Annotated in this window: 19 protein-coding genes and 1 tRNA gene; 13 read left to right on the top strand and 7 right to left on the bottom strand. The window is 67.8% G+C overall.

Annotation, left to right across the window (positions count from 1 at the left end):
* Positions 1–8 precede the first annotated feature (8 nt).
* On the bottom strand, positions 9–266 hold the full coding sequence (locus F804_RS0105860; RefSeq protein WP_425413862.1) for a hypothetical protein: 258 nt from the start codon (positions 264–266) through the stop codon (positions 9–11).
* A gap of 85 nt (positions 267–351) precedes the next feature.
* On the opposite strand from F804_RS0105860, the gene F804_RS0105855 reads away from it, so the two are divergent.
* Positions 352–603: a DUF2312 domain-containing protein gene (locus F804_RS0105855; RefSeq protein WP_022706819.1), complete on the top strand. Its 252-nt coding sequence runs from the start codon at positions 352–354 to the stop codon at positions 601–603.
* A gap of 42 nt (positions 604–645) precedes the next feature.
* Here the strand turns inward: F804_RS0105855 and F804_RS0105850 are convergent, their stop codons facing one another.
* Positions 646–1,521 carry a hypothetical protein gene (locus tag F804_RS0105850; protein ID WP_022706818.1) on the bottom strand — a complete coding sequence of 292 codons (876 nt, stop codon included), beginning with the start codon at positions 1,519–1,521 and terminating at the stop codon, positions 646–648.
* A 110-nt stretch (positions 1,522–1,631) separates the two neighbouring features.
* Between F804_RS0105850 and F804_RS16880 the strand changes: the two genes are divergently transcribed.
* The 5 genes from F804_RS16880 to F804_RS0105825 all read left to right on the top strand — a co-directional run bounded on the left by F804_RS16880 (position 1,632) and on the right by F804_RS0105825 (position 6,557).
* Positions 1,632–3,371 carry an ABC transporter permease gene (locus tag F804_RS16880; RefSeq protein WP_051142303.1) on the top strand — a complete coding sequence of 580 codons (1,740 nt, stop codon included), beginning with the start codon at positions 1,632–1,634 and terminating at the stop codon, positions 3,369–3,371.
* Positions 3,362–3,436, top strand: a tRNA-Thr gene (locus F804_RS0105840). Before F804_RS16880 ends, F804_RS0105840 begins: the two co-directional genes overlap by 10 nt.
* Positions 3,437–3,487: 51 nt before the next feature.
* On the top strand, positions 3,488–4,309 hold the full coding sequence (locus tag F804_RS0105835) for a TIGR00282 family metallophosphoesterase (RefSeq protein WP_022706817.1): 822 nt from the start codon (positions 3,488–3,490) through the stop codon (positions 4,307–4,309).
* A 114-nt stretch (positions 4,310–4,423) separates the two neighbouring features.
* Positions 4,424–6,205, top strand: a complete 1,782-nt coding sequence (locus tag F804_RS0105830; RefSeq protein ID WP_022706816.1) for an SLC13 family permease — start codon at positions 4,424–4,426, stop codon at positions 6,203–6,205.
* Between the two features lie 124 nt (positions 6,206–6,329).
* Positions 6,330–6,557, top strand: coding sequence for an SAM domain-containing protein (locus F804_RS0105825; RefSeq protein ID WP_022706815.1), 228 nt, complete (start codon positions 6,330–6,332; stop codon positions 6,555–6,557).
* A gap of 82 nt (positions 6,558–6,639) precedes the next feature.
* Here F804_RS0105825 and F804_RS0105820 read toward each other — a convergent pair whose 3' ends face one another.
* Complete coding sequence (locus F804_RS0105820; protein ID WP_022706814.1) at positions 6,640–8,415, bottom strand: SLC13 family permease; 1,776 nt, start codon at positions 8,413–8,415, stop codon at positions 6,640–6,642.
* Between the two features lie 150 nt (positions 8,416–8,565).
* On the opposite strand from F804_RS0105820, the gene F804_RS0105815 reads away from it, so the two are divergent.
* Entirely contained in the window at positions 8,566–9,309 is a 744-nt protein-coding gene (locus tag F804_RS0105815) for a YebC/PmpR family DNA-binding transcriptional regulator (protein ID WP_022706813.1), read from the top strand.
* A 28-nt stretch (positions 9,310–9,337) separates the two neighbouring features.
* Here F804_RS0105815 and F804_RS0105810 read toward each other — a convergent pair whose 3' ends face one another.
* On the bottom strand, positions 9,338–10,192 hold the full coding sequence (locus tag F804_RS0105810; protein ID WP_022706812.1) for a LysR family transcriptional regulator ArgP: 855 nt from the start codon (positions 10,190–10,192) through the stop codon (positions 9,338–9,340).
* An 81-nt stretch (positions 10,193–10,273) separates the two neighbouring features.
* On the opposite strand from F804_RS0105810, the gene F804_RS0105805 reads away from it, so the two are divergent.
* Both F804_RS0105805 and F804_RS0105800 read left to right on the top strand, forming a co-directional pair.
* Positions 10,274–10,873 carry a LysE/ArgO family amino acid transporter gene (locus F804_RS0105805; RefSeq protein ID WP_022706811.1) on the top strand — a complete coding sequence of 200 codons (600 nt, stop codon included), beginning with the start codon at positions 10,274–10,276 and terminating at the stop codon, positions 10,871–10,873.
* Between the two features lie 49 nt (positions 10,874–10,922).
* Positions 10,923–11,831 carry a DMT family transporter gene (locus tag F804_RS0105800; protein ID WP_028725665.1) on the top strand — a complete coding sequence of 303 codons (909 nt, stop codon included), beginning with the start codon at positions 10,923–10,925 and terminating at the stop codon, positions 11,829–11,831.
* On the opposite strand, the gene F804_RS0105795 is transcribed toward F804_RS0105800, so the two are convergent.
* Positions 11,828–12,709 (bottom strand): bifunctional allantoicase/(S)-ureidoglycine aminohydrolase, encoded by an 882-nt coding sequence (locus F804_RS0105795; RefSeq protein ID WP_022706809.1) that lies wholly within the window; start codon positions 12,707–12,709, stop codon positions 11,828–11,830. The two genes, F804_RS0105800 and F804_RS0105795, sit on opposite strands and share 4 nt — an antisense overlap.
* Positions 12,706–14,112 (bottom strand): allantoinase PuuE, encoded by a 1,407-nt coding sequence (gene puuE / locus F804_RS0105790; RefSeq protein ID WP_028725663.1) that lies wholly within the window; start codon positions 14,110–14,112, stop codon positions 12,706–12,708. Before puuE ends, F804_RS0105795 begins: the two co-directional genes overlap by 4 nt.
* 221 nt (positions 14,113–14,333) lie before the next feature.
* Here puuE and F804_RS0105785 point away from each other — a divergent pair, with 221 nt between their 5' ends.
* The gene (locus F804_RS0105785; protein WP_022706807.1) at positions 14,334–15,635 is read left to right on the top strand and encodes an NCS2 family permease; all 1,302 of its coding nucleotides are present in this window, start codon (positions 14,334–14,336) and stop codon (positions 15,633–15,635) included.
* A 39-nt stretch (positions 15,636–15,674) separates the two neighbouring features.
* Here the strand turns inward: F804_RS0105785 and bhcR are convergent, their stop codons facing one another.
* Positions 15,675–16,496: an HTH-type transcriptional regulator BhcR gene (gene bhcR / locus F804_RS0105780; RefSeq protein WP_022706806.1), complete on the bottom strand. Its 822-nt coding sequence runs from the start codon at positions 16,494–16,496 to the stop codon at positions 15,675–15,677.
* A 284-nt stretch (positions 16,497–16,780) separates the two neighbouring features.
* Here bhcR and F804_RS0105775 point away from each other — a divergent pair, with 284 nt between their 5' ends.
* The 3 genes from F804_RS0105775 (at position 16,781) to F804_RS0105765 (ending at position 19,990) form a co-directional block, all read left to right on the top strand.
* Positions 16,781–18,241, top strand: coding sequence for a uracil-xanthine permease family protein (locus F804_RS0105775; protein WP_022706805.1), 1,461 nt, complete (start codon positions 16,781–16,783; stop codon positions 18,239–18,241).
* Between the two features lie 134 nt (positions 18,242–18,375).
* The gene (uraH, locus tag F804_RS0105770) at positions 18,376–18,729 is read left to right on the top strand and encodes a hydroxyisourate hydrolase (RefSeq protein WP_022706804.1); all 354 of its coding nucleotides are present in this window, start codon (positions 18,376–18,378) and stop codon (positions 18,727–18,729) included.
* 1 nt (position 18,730) lies between these two features.
* Positions 18,731–19,990: a urate hydroxylase PuuD gene (locus F804_RS0105765; protein ID WP_022706803.1), complete on the top strand. Its 1,260-nt coding sequence runs from the start codon at positions 18,731–18,733 to the stop codon at positions 19,988–19,990.
* The last annotated feature ends 28 nt before the right edge of the window (positions 19,991–20,018 follow it).

Genomic DNA, 20,018 nt, shown 5'->3' with positions numbered 1-20,018 from the left:
CCGCGCCCTCAGGGTGCCAGCATGATGCCGACCACCACCAGCATCAAGCCGATGGTCGAGAAGGCCAGCGCGCCCATGTTGACGGCCAGCACCTTGCGCATGCGGATGCGCAGCGCCTCGTCGTCCAGCCCGGCGCGGCGGGCGCGGGCCACGGTCGTGATGCACCACACGATGCCGGCAAGCCCGGTCACGGTCAGTGCGGCGCCGATCCAGATCAGCCAGTCATACATCGTCATCGCGTCCTCCTGCGGCGTCGGGTCGCCCAAGCTTCGGGCCTTGGGCCTAGCGGCGATTGCACGTCGGGGCAAGACCGCCTAACACCCGTGGCGAAAGCAGTATGGGGACGAACCGATGCAGGACGATCAGGCCTACGGCGTCGCAGCAGACGAGCTGCGCCAGTTCATCGAGCAATTCGAGCAGCTGGAAGCCGAGAAGAAGGACATCAGCGAGCGCCAGAAAGAGGTGATGGCCGAGGCGAAGGCGCGCGGCTACGACACCAAGGTCATGAAGAAGATAGTGGCCCTGCGCAAGCGTCACCGCGACGACATCGCCGAGGAGGAAGCCATCCTCGAGATGTACAAGTCCGCACTGGGCATGGCCTGAGCAGGCTGCCCGGTTCCCGCGACGGGGACCGGGCCAATCCTGTCACGGCAGGATGAATTCCACGCCCGGCAGGACCGCGATCTCGGCCACGTCGGCGCGATAGGTCTCGGTCACCTGGTCCACCACGTCCTGCGTCCAGCCCGGCAGCTTGATCGACTGGTCCAGCGCATCGGGCTTGGCGTGCTGGGCGATGATGTTGGTGAAGATCGCCCTTCGGCGCGACACTGACAGCTGGTCCTGGCCCGACAGCGCATCGCGCAGCTGCTGCGCGCCCTCGTCGGTCAGAAGGTCGTTCACATAGGCCGACCCGCCCTTCAGCGGGATGTCCGGCCCCGCGCCCGCGACCATGCGCACGATCTCGGGCCAGATCAGCGGCACGTCCTCGTGGCACCAGATGACGATGCGGCGACCCTGCACGGATGCGACCAGCCGCTGGATGGCATCGCGCCAGCGCAGGTCCATCGGCTGGTTGCCCTGCATCAGCTCGGTGTAATCGCCGCCCGTGAACTGCGGCAGCACGTCGGACAGCAGCGTCGCGGGGTTGCGGATCGCCAGGAAGAACTCGGTCCGGGCGGACGGGAACAGCCGCGTCAGCGCCGCCGCGCGCCGCCCGATCTGCGGATACAGCCCCTCGCGGCCGACGACCCGCCCGAAGGCGCCCATGAAAGTGGCGGTGGACATGATGACCCGCTGCGGATCCTCGGCCTCGAGCATGGCGTCCAGCATGATCTGTTCCATCTCGGGGGTCGAGTTTCCGCCCGCAAGCGATTGAAGGGCCTCGTCGAAGATGTCCTTGTGGCGTTCGGGGACGACGACCTCGGTCCGGGCCTGCCGAAGCTGCGGCTGGTTTTCCTGCAGCGTCCTGAGCAACCTGTCGCCATCCGTGGCGTGCACGCCCAAGTGAAAGACCATCTGCATCTGTCGTCCCGCCCCTCTGGCTGCCATGCCCCGTTTGCCGGGGCCTTGTCGCTGCGCAGAATAGTCTTCGGGCGTGGACAGTCAAATTGCTTTGGGGCAAGACCGTCACCATGACCGCCGCATCCCAGAACCCCGACCGATCCCCGCAGACCGCAAGGCCCCGCAGGCGCGTGCTGCGGCAGGGATGGTCGCTGGCGGCGGTGCTGGTCGCGACGGGCGTGCTGCTGCCGATCCTTGCGGTCGCGTGGATCGCGGCCAATCCGACCGAGAACATCTGGCCCCACCTGATGGCCACCGTCATGCCGCGATACTTCATGACGACGGTCGCGCTGGCCGCCGGGACCGGGCTTCTGGCCGCGATCATGGGGGCGGGGACCGCGTGGCTGGTGGCGATGCACGATTTTCCCGGCAGGCGCTGGCTGCAATGGGCGCTGCTGATGCCGCTGGCGGTTCCGGCCTATGTCGGAGCCTATGCGCTGGCGGATTTCCTGGACTATTCGGGGCCGGTGCAGATCGCGCTGCGCGACTGGTTCGGCTGGGCCAGCGCGCAGGACTACTGGTTCCCGCGCATCAGGTCGGCACCCGCCGCCGTCGTGGTGCTGGGGGCCGCGCTCTATCCCTATGTCTATCTGCTGACGCGGGTCGCGCTGACGGAACAGTCCGGCAGCGCATTCGAGGTCGCGCGCGCCCTGGGCACCGGGCGGTGGGGGCTGTTCACGCGTGTCGGGCTGCCCCTTGCGCGTCCGGCCATCGTCGCGGGCGCGGCCATCGCCATGATGGAGGCCGTCGCGGATTACGGGGTCGTCAGCTATTTCGGGGTGCAGACGCTGAACACCGGCATCTTCACCACCTGGCTGGAACGTCGCAACGCGGGCGGGGCGGCGCAGATCGCCTGCGCGATCCTGGCCATCGTCGTGCTGCTGGCCCTGGCCGAGCGGTTCGCCCGCCGCCACGCGCGGTACCACCAGACCGCGCGCCAGTCGCGCCCCGTGTCGCGCACGCGGCTGACGGGGGCGGGGGGCGTCATGGCGATGCTGGCCTGCGCCTTTCCGGTGACGCTTGGCTTCGTGCTGCCCGTGGGGGTGATCGCGCGCCACGCCATCGCCTATCCCCAGGGCTGGATCACGCCGGGCCTGTTCGAGGCGACGCTGAACACGCTGTGGCTGGGGGCCTGCGCGGCGCTCGTGACGGTGGGGCTGGCGCTGGTCATGGTCTATGGCGCAAGGCTGTCGGCCAGCCGGTTGCCGCGGCTGCTGATGCCTGTCACCACGGTCGGCTATGCCGCGCCGGGGGCGGTGCTGGCGGTGGGCATCCTGATCCCGCTGGCCGCGCTGGATCATCGCGTGGCCGATGCCTGGCTTGCGCTGACGGGCCACGATCCGGGGCTGATCCTGACGGGAACGGGCACGGCGATCGTCCTGGCCTATGTCGTGCGCTTCTTCGCCATCGGCCAGGGCGCGATCGACGCGGCCTTCACGCGCGTCTCGCCGTCGCTGCCGATGGCGGCACGGTCGCTCGGGCGGAACGAGGGGGGCGTCCTGCGCGCGGTCTATCTGCCGCTGATGCGCGGATCGGTGGGCGCGGGGCTGCTGCTGGTCTTCGTGGATTGCGTCAAGGAACTGCCTGCGACGCTGCTGCTGCGGCCCTTCAACTTCGAGACGCTGGCGACGCGCACCCATGAACGCGCCAGCCTCGAGGATCTGGGCAATGCCGCGCCGGCGGCGCTGCTGGTCATGGCCGTGGGCCTGCTGGCGGTCGCGTTTCTGGCGCGCACCAATTTCGGATCTGCGCGCGACGGCTTGCGAAAGCGCGCGTCCCGCGCTATCGCAGAACCCGGTTCGCCGGCTTAGCTCAGTGGTAGAGCGTCTGCCTTGTAAGCAGGGGGTCGGGGGTTCAAATCCCTCAGCCGGCACCAGCCCTTCCGTCGCGTCTTGAGCAATTCGTGCCGATAGCGTAGCAGGGCGGCATGAAAATCCTCTTTCTTGGCGATGTGATGGGCCGCTCGGGGCGGCGTGCGATCACGGAGAACCTGGCCGGGCTGCGTGCGCGCCTGAAGGCCGATCTTGTCGTTGTGAACGCCGAAAACAGCAGCGGCGGGCGCGGTCTGACCGCGGGTCATGCGCAGCTGCTGCTGGAATCGGGCGCGGATTGCCTGACGCTTGGCGATCATGCCTTCGATCAGAAGGACATGCTGTCCTATATCGATCGGGAACCGCGGATCATCCGGCCGCTGAACTATGCCAAGGATGCGCCGGGGCGGGGATCGACCATCGTGACCGACCAGCGCGGGCGCAAGGCGTTGATCGTGCAGGCCCTGGGGCAGGTGTTCATGTCGCGGCCCTATGACGATCCGTTCTCGGCGCTGGACGGGGTGCTGCGCGCCCATCCGCCGGGCGGCATGGTCCAGGCAGTGCTGGTCGACATCCACGCCGAGGCCACGAGCGAGAAGATGGGCGTCGGCCATTTCTGCGACGGCCGCGCCAGCCTTGTCGTGGGCACGCATACGCATATCCCGACGGGCGATGCCCAGATCCTGCCGCGCGGCACCGGCTACATGAGCGATGCGGGGATGTGCGGCGATTACGACAGCGTCATCGGCATGGAGAAGACCGAGCCGCTGCGCCGCTTCGTCACCGGCATGACGCGCGACCGCTTCACCCCCGCCGAGGGGCCGGGCACCCTGTCGGGCGTCCTGGTCGAGACCGACGACCGCACGGGCATGGCCAAGCGCATCGAGGCCGTCCGCATGGGCGGACGCCTGTCTCAGACGCATCCCGAGGGCGCCTGACCGCGTCGAAGTGACTTGGCGTTGCGGCCTCGTGAAGCACTCTTGCGGGAAGGGTGGCATCCGAAGCAGTATGCGCCGACGCAGGGCGGTGCCCTGCCTAACCATGGGTTCTAAATGTTCGGATTCGAGTTGGCGGGCACCACCGCCGCAGTCGTGACGATCTTCATCATCATCGGCATGCTCACGCTGTTCATCCGGGAAACCTATCCCCCCGAGGTGACGGCCATCCTTGGCGCGGTTGTCCTGCTTTTGCTGGGCATCCTGCGCGTCGACGATGTCGCAGGCGTTCTTTCGAACTCGGCCCCCTGGACCATCGCCTTCATGTTCATCATCGTCGGCGGCCTTGTCCGGACCGGGGCGCTGGACTGGATCGGCAACAGGGCCGCGCATCATGCGGGTGATCGCCCGATGGTGACGCTGGCGCTGGTCAGCATCGCGGTCTGCGCGATGTCGGCCTTCGTCAACAACACGCCGCTGGTCGTGGTCATGATGCCCATCTTCATGCGTCTTGCCGGCGAAATGGGCAAAAGCCCTTCGAAGCTGCTGATCCCGCTGTCCTACCTGTCGATCCTGGGCGGCACGATGACGCTGATCGGCACCTCGACCAACCTTCTGGTCGACGGCGTGGCCCGCGCCTCGGGGATGGAGCATTTCACCATCTTCGAGATCACCTGGGTCGGCCTGCCGATGGCCGTGGTCGGCGTGATCTACCTGCTGCTGGTCGCCCCGCGCGTCCTGCCCGACCGTGACAGCATGTCCGCGCTTCTGTCGGGCCGCAGCAAGGCCAAGTTCTTTACCGAGGTCGCGATCCCCGAAGGGTCGTCGCTGGTCGGCAAGGCCCTGGACGAGGTCGACATCTTCGCCCGCGACAGCGCCCGCGTGATCGACGTGCTGCGGGGCGACGCCTCGTTGCGCCGCGACCTTGACGGCGTGCGCCTGGAGGAAGGCGACCGCGTCGTCCTGCGCACCCCCATGTCCGAGGTCCTGGGCCTTCAGTCCCACAAGGAACTGCGCATGGTGGACAAGCTCAGCTCGGTCCAGACCACCACCGTCGAGGTGCTGATCACGCCGGGCTGCCACATGGTCGGGCGCAGCCTGGGCTCGATGCGCCTGCGCCGCCGCTATGGCGTCTATGTGCTGGCCGCGCATCGCAAGAACCAGAATATTGGCCGCCAGCTGGACGACCTGGTCGTGCGCGTCGGCGACACGCTGCTTCTGGAAGGCGCGCAGGAGGATATCCAGCGCCTGTCCAGCGACATGGACATGGTCGAGGTCAGCGCGCCCTCGGACCGCGCCTTCCGCCGCAAGCACGCGCCCATCGTGGTCGCGACGCTGGTGGGGGTCGTGCTTCTCTCCGCGCTCGAGATCGCGCCGATCCTGCTGCTGGCCTTCATCGGGGTGGCGGTCGTGCTGGGCACGCGCTGCATCGACGCCGACGAGGCGCTGTCCTTCGTCGACGGTCGCCTGATGGCGCTGATCTTCGCCATGCTGGCGGTCGGTGCGGGGCTTGAACGCAGCGGCGCGGTGCAGCTGGTCGTGGACCAGGTCGCACCCTGGCTTGCGACGCTGCCGCATTGGGCGCTGGTGCTTGCGGTCTATGTCCTTGCGACGACCCTGACGGAGACGGTGACCAACAATGCCGTCGCCGTCATCGTGACGCCCGTGGCGATCAGCCTGGGCAACACCCTGGGCGTCGATCCGCGCCCGCTTGTCATCGCGGTGATGATGGGCGCATCGGCCAGCTTCGCGACGCCGATCGGCTATCAGACCAACACGCTGGTCTATGGTCCGGGCGGATACCGCTTCGCGGACTTCATCAAGGTCGGTCTGCCGCTGAACCTGCTGATGGCCGTGGTCGCATCGCTGCTGATCCCGGTGATCTGGCCCCTTAACTGAGGCCGGGCCGCCTCGCGCGGGATGCAATGCTGCCATGCAGCATCGTCGGTTGCATCCCGCGCCCCCAGACCCGATCTTGTGCGCAGGGGAGGAAACGACTTTGGCATTCGCAAGGAGTTTCCACATGGCCACGATCGTCTCTGCCAACGGCAAAGCCAACGAATTCAACGCCGCCATGCTGCTGGCGCCCTTCCGCGCCCTGGGCCGCGCCATGGTCGCACTGGCCGAGGCCAGCCCGCAGATGCGCGCACTGGACCGCCTGAGCCGCCTCAATGACGAGGATCTGGCTGCACGCGGCCTGACCCGCGAAGGCGAGGTTCGCCGCATCCTGGGCGGCGCCGCCGCGCTGTAAGCGACCTGAACGGTTCGATCCGATGTATGCGCGGCCCCATCCGGGGCCGCGTTTGCATGTCCGGCTGCCGGTTTTCCCGCGATCAGAGCGGCCAGACGATCAGCAGCAGCGGCACCGACACGGCCATCACGATCAGCTCCAGCGGCAGGCCCATGCGCCAGTAATCGCCGAAGCGGTAATTGCCCGGCCCAAGGATCAGCGTGTTGTTCTGGTGTCCTATGGGCGTCAGGAAAGCGCATGATGCCGCCACCGCCACGCCCATCAGGAAGGCATCGGGCTGGACCTGCAGAGCCTCGGCCAGGCGGATGCTGACGGGGGCCGCGATGATCGTGGTCGCGTTGTTGTTCAGCACGTCCGACAGCATCATCGTGGCGGCCATCAGCAGCACCAGGGACGCCCAGGCGGGGTAACCCTGCGTCAACCCCGCGATCGCATTCGCGATCAGAGCCGAGCCTCCGGTCTCGTCCAGGGCAAGCCCCAGGGGGATCATCGAACCCAGCAGGACGATGACCTGCCAGTCGACATGTGCATAGATCTCTCGTGGGGACAGCACCCCGAAGGCGACATAGGCCAGGATCACGCAGCCAAGCGCGATGGGCATGGTCGTCAGCCCGAAGGTCGCGGCAAGCACCGCCAGAAGGAAGATGCCGACCGCCGCCGTCATGTGGCCTTCGCGCTGGACGGGCAGGCTGGCTCCGTCGATGCGCAGCAGCGATGTCGACTGGAGCAGGTCGTCGATGCGGCTTTCGGGGGTCAGCACCAGCAGCAGGTCGCCCGATTGCAGGCGACGGCGCAGCACGTCCTCGCGCAGGGTCAGGCCGCCGCGGCGCAGGCCCATCAGGATGCTGTCATGGCGGTTCGCCAGCCCGAAGGACTGGGCCGAGCGTCCGATCAGGTCCGAGGTGCGCGGGATCAGCACCTCGATCAGCTGCTGCCCCTCGCTGTCCTTGCGGGCGCGGGGCTCGGAATGGCCGTCGGGGAATGCCAGCCGGGCGTTCACGCGGAACTCGTCCAGGGCGGCGGGATCGGCGCGCATGATCAGCACGTCGCCGGCCTCGATCTGCATCTCGTCCAGGGCCTCGTGGGCTTCGGTGCCGCGGCGGCGCAGGCCGATGATGCGCGCCTGCGCGCCCGAGGCCTCGTCGCGGGCCTCGCTGATGGTCTGACCGGCAAGGCTGCTGGCATCGGTGACGACCAGGTGGCTGATATAACGCCGCTGCGGTCCCGAATTGTCGCTGCCGTCATTGTCGCGGCGCGGCAGCAGGCGCCAGCCCAGGGCCGCGACGAAGGCGATGCCCGCCAGCGCGACCGCCCCGCCCACCGGCAGGAAGTCGAACATGCGATAGGGCTCGCCCACGACATCGGCGCGAAATCCCGACACGATCAGGTTCGGCGGCGTGCCGATCAGCGTCAGCATCCCGCCCAGGATCGTCGCGAAGGCCAGCGGCATCAGCGTTAGTCCGGCGGCGCGCTTGGCCTTGCGGGCGGTCTGAAGATCCACCGGCATCAGCATCGCCAGCGCCGCGATGTTGTTCATGAAGCCCGACAGCAGCCCGCCGACCGCGCCGAACAGCGCGACATGGGCCGTGGTGCTGCGTTCGCGGCCCGACAGGATGCGCGTCAGCCGCGCGACCGCACCCGAACGGGTCAGGCCCGCCGTGGCAACAAGCACCAGCGCCACGATGACCGTGGTCGGGTTGCCGAACCCCGAGAACGCCTGGTCCGCGGGCACGAGGCCCAGCAGCACCGCGGCCATCAGCGATCCGAACGCGACATAGTCGTAGCGGAGCCGTCCCCACATCATCAGGCAAACCGTCACGCCCAGAAGCGAAAACAAGGTGATCTGCGGAATTGTCATCTGTCCCTTTCCGGCCCGCAGGTGCGGACCATGTCGGGTGCAACGCCGGATCCGGTGCTTGGGTTCTCGTGGCTTGCGATGGGTGGTCGGGGTGGACTACAAGCGGGGCCAGATTCCGATTTACATGAAGAAGCGTGAAGGACGCCCGATATGGCAGGTCATTCCAAATGGGCCAACATCCAGCATCGCAAGGGCCGGCAGGATGCCGCGCGCTCGAAGCTGTTCTCGAAGCTGGCGAAAGAGATCACGGTCGCCGCGAAGATGGGCGACCCCGACCCTGAAAAGAACCCGCGCCTGCGCCTTGCCGTCAAGGAAGCCAAGGCGAAATCCGTCCCGAAGGACGTGATCGACCGCGCGATCAAGAAGTCGTTGGGCGGGGATGCCGAGAACTACGAGGAGATCCGCTACGAGGGTTACGGCCCCAACGGGATCGCGCTGGTGGTCGAGGCGATGACCGACAACCGCAACCGGACCGCCTCGAACGTGCGCAGCTATTTCGCGAAGTCGGGCGGCGATCTGGGCCAGTCCGGTTCGGTCAGCTTCATGTTCGACCGCGTGGGCGAGATCATGTACCCCCTGTCGGCAGGGGATGCGGATGACGTGATGATGGCCGCGATCGAGGCCGGCGCCTCGGATGTGTCCAGCGACGAGGAAGGTCACTGGATCTATTGCGCGGATACCGACCTGAACGAGGTCTCCTCGGCACTCGAGGCGGCCCTTGGCGAATCCGAGACCGCGAAGCTGATCTGGAAGCCGCAGGCCCCGACCGAGATCACCGATGTCGAGACCGCGCAGAAGCTGATGAAGCTGATCGACACGCTGGAGGATGACGACGACGTCCAGAACGTCACCGGCAATTTCGACCTGACCGAGGATGTCGCCGCGCAGCTGTGACGCGCCGACATCGTGCAGGAAAGGGCCGTCAGGGAAGCAGCGCCTTCCCGGCGGCCTTTTTCATGGCATCCCCAAGCGGTTTCAGCACGCCCGCCATCATGCGGTTCACCTGCCAGTGCAGGGGCACGTCGATGGGCAGGTCCGGGTCCAGATCGACCAGCCGCCCTGTCGCCAGGTCATCCGCGATCAGCGCCTCGGGGTTCATGCCCCAGCCGATCCCCAGCCGCGTCGCATGGGCGAAGGGTTCGGTCGCGGGGATGCGCACCAGCGGCAGGGACACCGCGCGCCCCAGCTTCTGCCGCGCCCATTGGTCCTGAAGCGCGTCCTTGGTGTTGAAGGACAGGCTGGGGGCCGCGGCCATGCTGTCGGCATCCAGACCGCCCGCGAAATGCGCGGCGACGAAGCCGGGGCTGGCAGTCGCGCGGTATCGCATGTGCCCCAGGAAGACCGCATCGCAGCCGGGCAGGGGCCGTCCCGCCGTTGTCAGCGCCGCCATGACCAGACCCCGCCGCAGCCAGTCCGCCGCGTGGTCCTGATCGTCGATCACGATCTCCAGCAGCCCCGGCGCGTGCCGCAGCGCGGGCATGGCCCAGCCCGCAAGGCTGTCGGCGTTCAGCGCGATGCGGATCTGCGGCACGGTGCGGTCGTCCAGCGCGGATTCCATCAGGCGCACGTTCTCCAGATGCGCGGCCAGCCTTGCGCCGGCCTCGGTCGCCTGCAGGGGCGGGCCGCGGTCGATCAGCGCCGTCCCCGCCCGTTCCTCGAGATTGCGGATCCGCTGCGAGATCGCCGACGGCGTGACGCCCAGTGCAGCCGCCGCCGCATCGAAGCTGCCGCGCCGGAGGATCTCGGCCAGGGCGGCCAAGGCGGGATAGTCGAACATTAGCTGAGCTTAATCCACGTAAGAACTTTTCAGTTACGTTAATCCGCGCGTCGCGCTAGGGCAATGGCCGGAGGTGATGACATGCTTGCATCCTATTTCGGCGGTCTGGGGACCGGCATCTCGTTGATCGCGGCGATCGGGGCGCAGAATGCCTTCGTGCTGCGTCAGGGCATCCTGAGGCGGCACGTGCTGCCGGTCGTGCTGTTCTGCGCGCTGTCGGATGCGGTCCTGATCGCGCTTGGGGTGGCGGGCATGGGCGGCATCCTGCAGCACGCGCCCGCATTGGCCAGCGCGATGCGGTGGGGCGGCGTGATCTTCCTTCTGGCCTATGGCGCGCGGTCGCTCGTGTCGGCCATTCGCGGCGGCGCCGCCCTGCGCCCCGAGGGCGAGGATCGGGGGCTGTGGGGCGCGATGGCCGTGATCGCCGCCCTGACATGGCTGAACCCGCATGTCTGGCTGGATACCGTGCTGCTCTTGGGTGGCATCTCGGCGCAATGGCCGCGGCCCTGGGTCTTCGGGCTGGGGGCGATGACCGGATCGCTGGTCTTCTTCCTGCTGCTGGGGCATGGCGCGCGCTATCTTGCGCCGGTCTTCGCGCGGCCCGTGGCGTGGCGCGTGCTGGACACGCTGGTCGCGCTGCTGATGTGGTCGATCGCATGGAAGCTGATAAGCGACGCCTGAGCCGCAGTTAATCCTTGCCTTGCCGCGCGAAACTCGGCAGTTGCAGATCATGCAGGACAATTCCCAGACCCGTCGCGACATGATCGGCATCGGTTGGATGCTGCTGACCGGCGCGTGCTTCGTCATGGTCAACAGCATCGTGCGCGGGTTGGAGGGCGCGCTGCCCGCGGCGCAGGCGGCCTTCATCCGCTTCGTCATCGGGCTGGTCTTCCTGGCCCCGGTGCTGGTCCCGGCGCTGCGGCGCGGCTTCTCGCGTCCGGTCTGGGGGCTGATCGCCACGCGCGGGGCGCTGCATTGCGTCGCGGTGACGCTGTGGTTCTATGCCATGTCGCGCATCACCGTGGCCGAGGTGACGGCGATCGGGTTCCTCAACCCGATCATCGTGACCGTCGGCGCTGCGCTGTTCATGGGCGAGAAGCTGGCCGCGCGGCGGATCGCGGCGGTGGGCGTCGCGCTGTTGGGGGCGCTGGTCGTCCTGCGGCCCGGCATGCGTCCGCTGGACCCCGGCCACCTGTCGCAGATCGGCGCGGCCATCGCCTTCGGGGCGTCCTACCTGGTGGCCAAGCGCCTGAGCGAGCGTATCCCGGCCTCGGTCGTGGTGGCGATGATGTCGCTGACCGTCGCCATCGGCCTACTGCCGCTGGCCATCGCGCAATGGGTGCCGCCGACCTTCGGGCAGATCATGTGGCTGGGGCTGGTCGCGGTCTTCGCGACGGCGGGCCATTACAGCATGACGCGCGCCTTCGCCGCCGCGCCGCTGACGGTGACCCAGCCCGTGACCTTCCTGCAGCTTGTCTGGGCCAGCCTTGTCGGCGTGATCGTGTTCCACGAGCCGCTGGACGGATGGGTCATGCTGGGCGGCGGGATGATGATCGGGGCGATCACCTATATCACCTGGCGCGAGGCCCGGCTTCGCGCCGCGCCCCGCACCCCGCCTGCACCCGCCACCAAGGCCTAGCGGTTCGGCCAGAGCGGTGCGTGCCTGTTCACATCCTTATAGAGCAGGTAGCGGAAGCGCCCTGGACCGCCCGCATAGCAGGCCTGCGGGCAGAAGGCGCGCAGCCACATGAAATCGCCCGCGCCCACCTCGACCCAGTCGCGGTTGAGACGATAGACGGCCTTGCCCTCCAGCACGAACAGGCCGTGTTCCATCACATGCGTCTCGGCGAAGGGGATCGACCCGCCGGGCTGGAAGGTGACCAGCGTGATATGCATGTCGTGGCGCAGATCGGCGGGGTCCATGAAGCGCGCGGTGCCCCATGCACCATCCGTGTCGGGCATCATCGAGGGCGCGATATCCTGTTCGCGCGTCACGATGGGATCGGGGCGGTCGATCCCCGCGGCGGGCTGCCAGCGCTTGCGCCACCAGTGGAAGCCCGTGTTCCCCGGCGTCGTGTTGCGCAGCGCCCAGGGCATGCCGGGGGGGACATAGGCGAAGCCGCCCGGGCCGATCAGGTGCTCGGTCCCGTCGATGGTCAGGCACATCTCTCCTCCGGTGACGAAGAAGGCATGCTGGATCTCGGGGTCGTCCTCGGGGGTGTCGCAGCCGCCGCCCTCGGCCAGCTCGACGATGTACTGGCTGAACGTCTCGGCAAAGCCCGACAGCGGGCGTGCCAGCATCCACATGCGCATCCCCCGCCATCCCGGCAGGAACGAGGTCACGATGTCGCGCATGACGGTGCGGGGGATGACGGCATAGGCCTCGGTGAAGACGGCGGTGTCGGTGGTCAGCCCGGCCTGCGGGGGCAGGCCCGCGACGGGACCGGCATAGGGGCCGGGCAGGGCGGTTTCGGGGACATTGCCGGTCGGGGCGTCCTTGGGCGGCTGGTCGGTCATGCAAGGGCCTCCTTCAGGCGCAGTTCTCCGATGCGCGCGACCTGTTCCTCGGCCGTGCTGCGTTCGGTTTCGGTGTCGTTGTCCAGCCGCGCCCGCATGGCGGCCATGATGCCCGCCTTGTCGTGGTCGCGCACGGCGATGATGAAGGGGAAGCCGTGCCGCGCGACATAGGCCTCGTTGAGGCGCGTGAACTCGGCGCGTTCGGCATCGGTCAGCGCGTCCAGTCCGGCGCTGGCCTGTTCGGCGGTGCTGTCGGCGGTCAGGCGCCGTGCCTGCGCCAGCTTGCCCGCCAGGTCGGGATGCGCGCGCAGGACGCCCAGCCGTTCGGCATCGTCCGCCGCGCGGAAGACCTGCGCCATCCGGCCCGCAAGCCCCGCCGCGCTGTCATGGACGGCGCCCATCTCGGCGTCCCAGACGCGTTCGGCGATCCAGGGCGAATGTTCGTAGATGCCGCCGAAGCGTTCGACGAATTCGGCGCGATCCATGCGCGAGGGGCGCTGGCGCGGCTGCCAGGGATGCTCAGTGGCCCAGTGCCGCGCGATGTCCAGCCGCGTGGCGAACCACACCCCCTCGTGCGATTGAACATGATCCAGGAACCGCCGCAGCGCCATCGCGCGGCCCGGACGGCCCGCAAGTCGGCAATGCAGCCCGATCGAGAACATTTTTGGCGCCCCCGCCGCCCCTTCGGCATAGAGCATGTCGAAGCTGTCGCGGAGATAGTCGAAGAAATCCGTCCCCGTCCCGAAGCCCTGACCCGACGAGAAGCGCATGTCGTTGGCATCCATCGTGTAGGGCACGATCAGCTGCGCGCCGCCATCGTGTTCGTGCCAGTAGGGCAACTCGTCCGCGATGCTGTCGGCAAGGTATTCGAAGCCGCCTTCCTCGCAGCCCAGCCGGATCGTGTTCATCGAGCAGCGCCCCTGGTAGAAGCCGCGCGGGCGTTCGCCCGTGACCTGGCGGTGCAACTCGACCGCGCGGGCGATGTGGTCGGCCTCGACCTCGGCGGGAACGTCGCGATAATCGATCCAGCGCAGGCCGTGGGTCGCGATCTCCCATCCGGCGGATTTCATCGCGGCCACCTGCTCGGGGCTGCGTTCCAGCGCGGTCGCCACGCCATAGACGGTGACGGGCAGGTCCTTCAGCATCCGGTGCATCCGCCAGAAGCCCGACCGCGCGCCGTAGTCGTAGATCGATTCCATGTTCCAGTGCCGCTGGCCGGGCCAGGGCTGGGCGCCGATGATCTCGGACAGGAACGCCTCGGAGGCCTGGTCGCCATGCTCGATGCTGTTCTCGCCGCCCTCTTCGTAGTTCAGGACGATCTGCACGGCGATGCGCGCATTTCCCGGCCAGCGCGGATCGGGTGGGGTTTCGCCATATCCTCGCAGGTCGCGGCTGTAGCGCATCTTGATCTCCGGTTCTTCGGGGTGTCGCGCGTTCACAAAATCGCGCATAAGGGCCGCGTGCAAGCGCCGCTTTGCCAAATTCACTATCAACGAATCGTCGAAGATCGGCCCGCTTTCAAGATTTCGTGGAAAGACTTGAGCGACCCAGCCCGGTTGAGACAGCCCTTGCACGCGCCCATGCTGCGCCGAAAGGGCGGCCCAGAACCCGCCAAGGGGGGACAATGCAGAACTTCTTCAAGCTGGCCGAGAAGGGCAGCAGCATCCGGACCGAGCTGATCGCCGGTCTGACCACTTTCCTGACGATGGCCTATATCATCTTCGTCAATCCCGAGATCCTGTCCAGCACCGGAATGGACCGCGATGCGGTCTTCGTGGCGACCTGCCTTGCGGCGGCGGCGGGGTCGCTGATCATGGGCGTCTGGGCGAACTGGCCCATCGGCATGGCGCCCGGAATGGGGCTGAACGCCTTCTTCGCCTTTACCGTGGTGGGGGGCATGGGCTTCACCTGGCAGCAGGCACTGGGCGCGGTCTTCATCAGCGGCATCGTCTTCCTGATCCTGTCGGTGACGGGCATCCGGCGCTGGCTGATCGGGGGCATTCCCGCATCCATGCGCAGCGCCATCGCGGCGGGGATCGGGCTGTTCCTCGCGATCATCGCGCTGCAATCCTCGGGCATCGTGGTGGACAACCCGGCCACGCTGGTGGGCCTGGGCGATCTGACCGCGCCCGGAACAGCGCTGACCATCGCGGGCTTCTTCCTGATCGTGACGCTGGATGCGCTGAACGTGCGCGGCTCGATCCTGATCGGCATCCTGGTCGTGACGGTCGCGGCGATCCTTCTGGGCGTCAGCAGCTTCGGCGGCGTGGTGTCGATGCCGCCCCCGATCGCGCCGACCTTCCTGCAGCTGGACATCGCGGGCGCGCTGACGGCGGGCATCTTCCAGGTGATCCTGGTCATGGTGCTGGTCGAGGTGTTCGACGCGACGGGCACGCTGATCGGGGTCGCGAAGCGCGCGGGGCTTCTGAGCGACAAGGGCACGGATCGCGACGCTAACCTGGGCCGCGCGCTGATGGCGGATTCCACCGCGATCACCCTGGGCTCGATGCTGGGCACCTCCTCGACCACCGCCTATGTCGAAAGCGCGTCGGGCGTGCAGGCAGGCGGGCGGACCGGCCTGACCGCCGTCGTCGTGGGCGTCCTGTTCCTGCTTGCGATGTTCTTCGCGCCGCTGGCGGGGGCGGTCCCGGCCTATGCGACGGCCCCCGCGCTTCTGTATGTCGCCACGCTGATGCTGCGCGAACTGGCCGAGCTGGACTGGGACGACGTGACCGAGGCCGCGCCCGCGGTGCTGACGGCCATCGCCATGCCGCTGACCTATTCCATCGCGAACGGGCTGGCCTTCGGCTTCGTGTCCTATGCGGCGATCAAGCTGCTGACGGGGCGGGCAGGGCAGGTCCACGCCGCGACCTGGGTCATCGCCGGGCTGTTCGTGGCCAAGTTCGCCTTCTTCGGCGGGCACTGAGATGGGGCCGGGGGGCGTGACGATCGCGGCCCCCGGTCTTTAGCGCGCCTCGGCGGGTGCGGCGCCAAGCGCCTCGCTGAGGTCCTGCGCGGCAGCGACGACCGTCGCGCCAAGCGTCTTGATATGTTCGGGGCCGATCCGATGCGCAGGCCCGCTGACCGAGATCCCGCCAAGCGCCTCGCCCGACAGGTCGAAGACCGGCGCCGCGATGCAGCGCATCCCCCGCGTCCGTTCCTCGTCGTCCAGGGAAAAGCCGCGATGCCGGATCCGCGCCAGATCCGCCGTCAGCGCGTCCCGGTCGGTCAGCGTTCCTTCGGTAAAGCGTGTCAGGCCCGGCCCCTCGACCAGCGCATCCAGCAGTTCGGGACGCCCGAAGGCCAGCAGCGCCTTGCCGATCCCCGATGCGTGCAGGGGCGAGCGGGTGCCCGGCGGAAAGAAGGCGCGGATCGTCTCCTGCGTCTCGACCTGCGACAGGAACAGCACGGTCTCGCCCTGCAGGATGCCCAGGTTCGCGGTCTCGCCCGTGTGCTGCATCAGCGACCGCAGGATCGGGCGCGCGCGCTCGACCAGCCCCGAGCGGCGCATGAAGGCCGATCCCAGCCGGAAGGTCGCGGGCCCGATGTTCCACGCCTGGGTCGAGGGGTCGCTTTCGACCATGCCGCGCGTCGCCAGCGTGTGCAGCACGCGGTGCACGGTCGAGGGCGGCTGGCCGGAATGTTCGGACACCTCGGACAGGGTCAGGCCCGGACGAAGGGCAAGCAGGTCCAGAAGATCCAGCGCACGGTCCAGCGCCTGCACGGTGGCCGGTGCATCGGGTGTGGTCTTGCGCGGGCGCCCGCGACGGCGGGTCGGGTCTGCCATCTGCTCTCTCCGTCTGGTGCGTCATCGTGTTTTCGCCGGAATATCCTGCCAGACAAGCAGAAAATTCGGACCGCCCGGAAAACCGGAAGCTTTGGGCGCGATATTGCTGCCGCGATTTTGTGCAGGTGATTGCCGCAAAGGCGGGCAGCAGCGGAAGATGATCGTGGCCCCCGCGCCCGAATCATGGCGGCGCGGGCGCGATGGGCGGATGGCTGGAAATACCGGCCCCGTCGGCGACACGGCGAAAGGCAGAAACCAACGACAACCGACAGAGGGGACAGGCCATGGCCGACCAGGTGCTGGGCACAGCCGAACAGTTGAAGGACCCGAACCACACGCCGCCCTTGCTGCTGGCGATCCCGCTTGGGGTGCAGCACGTGCTGGCGATGTTCGTGGCGAACGTCACGCCCGCGATCATCGTGGCAGGGGCCGCGGGCTTCGGCTTCGGGTCGAACAGCCCTGATTTCCCCGAGCTTCTGTACCTGATCCAGATGTCCATGCTGTTCGCGGGCATCGCCACGCTGCTGCAGACCGTCACCATCGGCCCGGTGGGCGCCGCGCTGCCCATCGTGCAGGGCACGTCCTTCGCCTTCATCCCGATCATGATCCCGCTGGTCGCGGGCAAGGGCGTGGACGGCCTGGCCGCGCTGTTCACCGGCGTGCTGATCGGGGGCATGTTCCATGCGGCACTGGGCCTGGTCATCGGGCGCATCCGCTTTGCGCTGCCGCCGCTGGTGACGGGCCTCGTGGTGACGATGATCGGCCTTGCGCTGGTCAAGGTCGGCATCGAATACGCGGCGGGCGGCGTGCCCGCCAAGGCGCAGGGGGCCGAGAGCTATGGCAGCCTTGCAAGCTGGTCCGCCGCGCTGGTCGTGATCGCCGTGACCCTGGGGCTGAAATTCTATGCGCGCGGGATGCTGGCGATCTCGGCGGTGCTGGTGGGCATCCTTGCGGGCTATGGCTTCTGCCTGGTCACGGGCAAACTGACGCTGGAGGCGATCGGCGGGTCCTGGTCGAACGCCGCCGTCTTCGCGCTGCCCATGCCGTTCAAATACGGGTTCGAGCTGTCGATCGCCGCGATCATCGGCTTCTGCCTGATGGCCTTCGTGTCGGCGGTCGAGACCGTGGGCGACGTGTCGGGCATCACCAAGGGCGGCGCCGGCCGCGAGGCCACCGACCGAGAGATCGAGGGCGCGACCTTCGCCGACGGCCTTGGCACCGCGGTCGCGGGCGTCTTCGGCGGCTTTCCCAACACCTCGTTCAGCCAGAATGTCGGCCTGATCGCGATGACCGGCGTCATGAGCCGCCACGTCGTCACCATCGGCGCGATCTTCCTGATCCTGTGCGGGCTGATGCCCAAGATCGGCGCCGTCATCCGCACAATCCCGATCGAGGTTCTGGGCGGGGGCGTGATCGTCATGTTCGGCATGGTCGTGGCCTCGGGCATCTCGATGCTGTCGGACGTGACGTGGAACCGGCGCAACATGGTCATCTTCGCCGTCGCGCTGTCGGTCGGCCTGGGCCTGCAGCTCGAGGCGATGGGCACCGCGCCCGGATCGCCCGACGCGTTGCAGCACCTGCCCGACACGCTGCGCGTCCTGGGCGCGTCCGGCATCTTGCCCGCCGCCCTGATCGCCATCGTGTTGAACCTGGTCCTGCCCGAGGAACTGGCCGCCGAGGCCACCGACGAGGTGTCGGGCGGATTGTCGGGCAAAGGGTCCGGCCTGCGCAGCGACCGCCCGTGAAGATCTCGCGCGGGGGGCGTTTTACCCCGTGACGATTTTCAACGAATCCTGAAGACTGCCTTGCGCCGGGTCCGTATGTCATGACCCGGCGCATCGGCTATCAAGCTGGTGAAGGCGATGAAGAAGGGGGCATCATGACCGGTTACCTGACAACCCATGTTCTGGACACGGCGCGCGGCGCGCCTGCCGCGGGAATGCGGATCGTGCTGTACCGCCTGGACGGCGGCGCGCGGACCGAGATCGCGCGGCTGATCACGAATGCCGACGGCCGCACCGACAGCCGCATCCTGCCCGAGGACGGCTTCGCCACCGGCACCTACGAGCTGGAATTCCACGCCGGTGCCTGGATGGACGCCACGGGCATCCCGCCCGAAAGCCCCCGCTTCCTGGACATCATCCCGATCCGCTTCGGCATGTCCGAGGATGCGCATTATCACGTGCCGCTGCTGATCTCTCCCTTCGGCTACAGCACCTATCGGGGCAGCTGAGATGATCCCCGACAGCACCATCATCTGGGAATGGCTGGCCTTCGCCGTCCGCTGGACCCATGTCGTGACGGCCATCGCCTGGATCGGGTCGTCCTTCTACTTCATCGCGCTGGACCTGAGCCTGCGCAAGGCGCCCGACCTGCCCCCCGGTGCCCATGGCGAGGAATGGCAGGTCCACGGGGGAGGCTTCTATCACATCCGCAAGTTCCTGGTCGCACCGGAACGCATGCCCGAGCATCTGACCTGGTTCAAATGGGAAAGCTACTCGACCTGGCTGTCGGGGGCGGCGCTGCTGGCGGTGACCTACTGGGCGGGGGCGAACCTGTTCCTGATCGATCCGCAGAAGGCGGACCTGGCGATCTGGCAGGCGGTCGCCATCTCGGGCGGGTCGCTGGCGGTGGGCTGGCTGATCTATGACCGGCTGTGCAAGTCGCGCATGGGCGATCACCCGACGGCGCTGATGCTGCTGCTGTTCGTCGCGCTGGTGGCGATGGGCTGGGCCTATGACCAGGTCTTCACGGGCCGCGCCGCGCTGCTGCATCTGGGGGCGTTCACCGCCACGATCATGACCGCGAACGTGTTCTTCATCATCATGCCGAACCAGCGCATCGTGGTGGCGGACCTGAAGGCGGGCCGCGCGCCCGATCCGAAATACGGCAAGATCGCCAAGCTGCGATCCACGCATAACAACTATCTGACGCTGCCCGTCGTCTTCCTGATGCTGTCGAACCACTATCCCCTGGCCTTCGCCAGCGAATACAACTGGCTGATCGCGGCACTGATCTTCCTGATGGGCGTCACGATCCGGCACTTCTTCAACAGCATGCATGCGGGCAAGGGGCAGCTGTGGTGGACCTGGGCCGTGACCGCGATGCTGTTCGTGGGCGTCATGTGGCTCTCTGCCCTTGGCCTGAACCGCGACAGCTACGAGGAATCGCAGGCGCGCAGCCTGACCTCGGTCGAGCAGCGCTTTGCCGATGCCGAGGGGTTCGAGGCCGTGACCCGCACCGTCGCGGGCCGCTGCGCCATGTGCCACGCGCGCGAACCGAACTGGGACGGCATCCACCACGCCCCCAAGGGCGTCCTGCTGGAGACGCCCGCCGACATCGCCCGTTCCGCCAAGGAGATCTATTTCCAGGCGGGGCTGACCAACGCGATGCCGCCCGCCAATCTCAGCGGGATGACGGGCGAGGAACGCGCCGCCATCATCCGCTGGTTCCGCCAGGCCGAGGGGCGAGAGGTCGCAGCAACCGCACCTTGACAGGTGATGCGGCGCGGGCGACAGCTTT

The organism is Paracoccus zeaxanthinifaciens ATCC 21588, assembly GCF_000420145.1.
Classification (GTDB): Bacteria; Pseudomonadota; Alphaproteobacteria; order Rhodobacterales; family Rhodobacteraceae; genus Paracoccus; species Paracoccus zeaxanthinifaciens.
The sequence above is the reverse complement of the archived record's forward strand: the minus strand, read 5'-3'. Positions and strand labels throughout refer to the sequence as shown.

Coding starts and splice junctions, on each gene's coding strand:
- F804_RS0105800 (WP_028725665.1), top strand. CDS start 10,923: ATGCAGGACAATTCCCAGACCCGTCGCGACATGATCGGCATCGGTTGG.
- F804_RS16880 (WP_051142303.1), top strand. CDS start 1,632: ATGACCGCCGCATCCCAGAACCCCGACCGATCCCCGCAGACCGCAAGG.
- F804_RS0105820 (WP_022706814.1), bottom strand. CDS start 8,415: ATGACAATTCCGCAGATCACCTTGTTTTCGCTTCTGGGCGTGACGGTT.
- puuE (WP_028725663.1), bottom strand. CDS start 14,112: ATGCGCTACAGCCGCGACCTGCGAGGATATGGCGAAACCCCACCCGAT.
- F804_RS0105785 (WP_022706807.1), top strand. CDS start 14,334: ATGCAGAACTTCTTCAAGCTGGCCGAGAAGGGCAGCAGCATCCGGACC.
- F804_RS0105765 (WP_022706803.1), top strand. CDS start 18,731: ATGATCCCCGACAGCACCATCATCTGGGAATGGCTGGCCTTCGCCGTC.
- F804_RS0105825 (WP_022706815.1), top strand. CDS start 6,330: ATGGCCACGATCGTCTCTGCCAACGGCAAAGCCAACGAATTCAACGCC.
- F804_RS0105850 (WP_022706818.1), bottom strand. CDS start 1,521: ATGCAGATGGTCTTTCACTTGGGCGTGCACGCCACGGATGGCGACAGG.
- F804_RS0105805 (WP_022706811.1), top strand. CDS start 10,274: ATGCTTGCATCCTATTTCGGCGGTCTGGGGACCGGCATCTCGTTGATC.
- F804_RS0105810 (WP_022706812.1), bottom strand. CDS start 10,192: ATGTTCGACTATCCCGCCTTGGCCGCCCTGGCCGAGATCCTCCGGCGC.
- F804_RS0105775 (WP_022706805.1), top strand. CDS start 16,781: ATGGCCGACCAGGTGCTGGGCACAGCCGAACAGTTGAAGGACCCGAAC.
- F804_RS0105795 (WP_022706809.1), bottom strand. CDS start 12,709: ATGACCGACCAGCCGCCCAAGGACGCCCCGACCGGCAATGTCCCCGAA.
- uraH (WP_022706804.1), top strand. CDS start 18,376: ATGACCGGTTACCTGACAACCCATGTTCTGGACACGGCGCGCGGCGCG.
- F804_RS0105835 (WP_022706817.1), top strand. CDS start 3,488: ATGAAAATCCTCTTTCTTGGCGATGTGATGGGCCGCTCGGGGCGGCGT.
- bhcR (WP_022706806.1), bottom strand. CDS start 16,496: ATGGCAGACCCGACCCGCCGTCGCGGGCGCCCGCGCAAGACCACACCC.
- F804_RS0105815 (WP_022706813.1), top strand. CDS start 8,566: ATGGCAGGTCATTCCAAATGGGCCAACATCCAGCATCGCAAGGGCCGG.
- F804_RS0105830 (WP_022706816.1), top strand. CDS start 4,424: ATGTTCGGATTCGAGTTGGCGGGCACCACCGCCGCAGTCGTGACGATC.
- F804_RS0105855 (WP_022706819.1), top strand. CDS start 352: ATGCAGGACGATCAGGCCTACGGCGTCGCAGCAGACGAGCTGCGCCAG.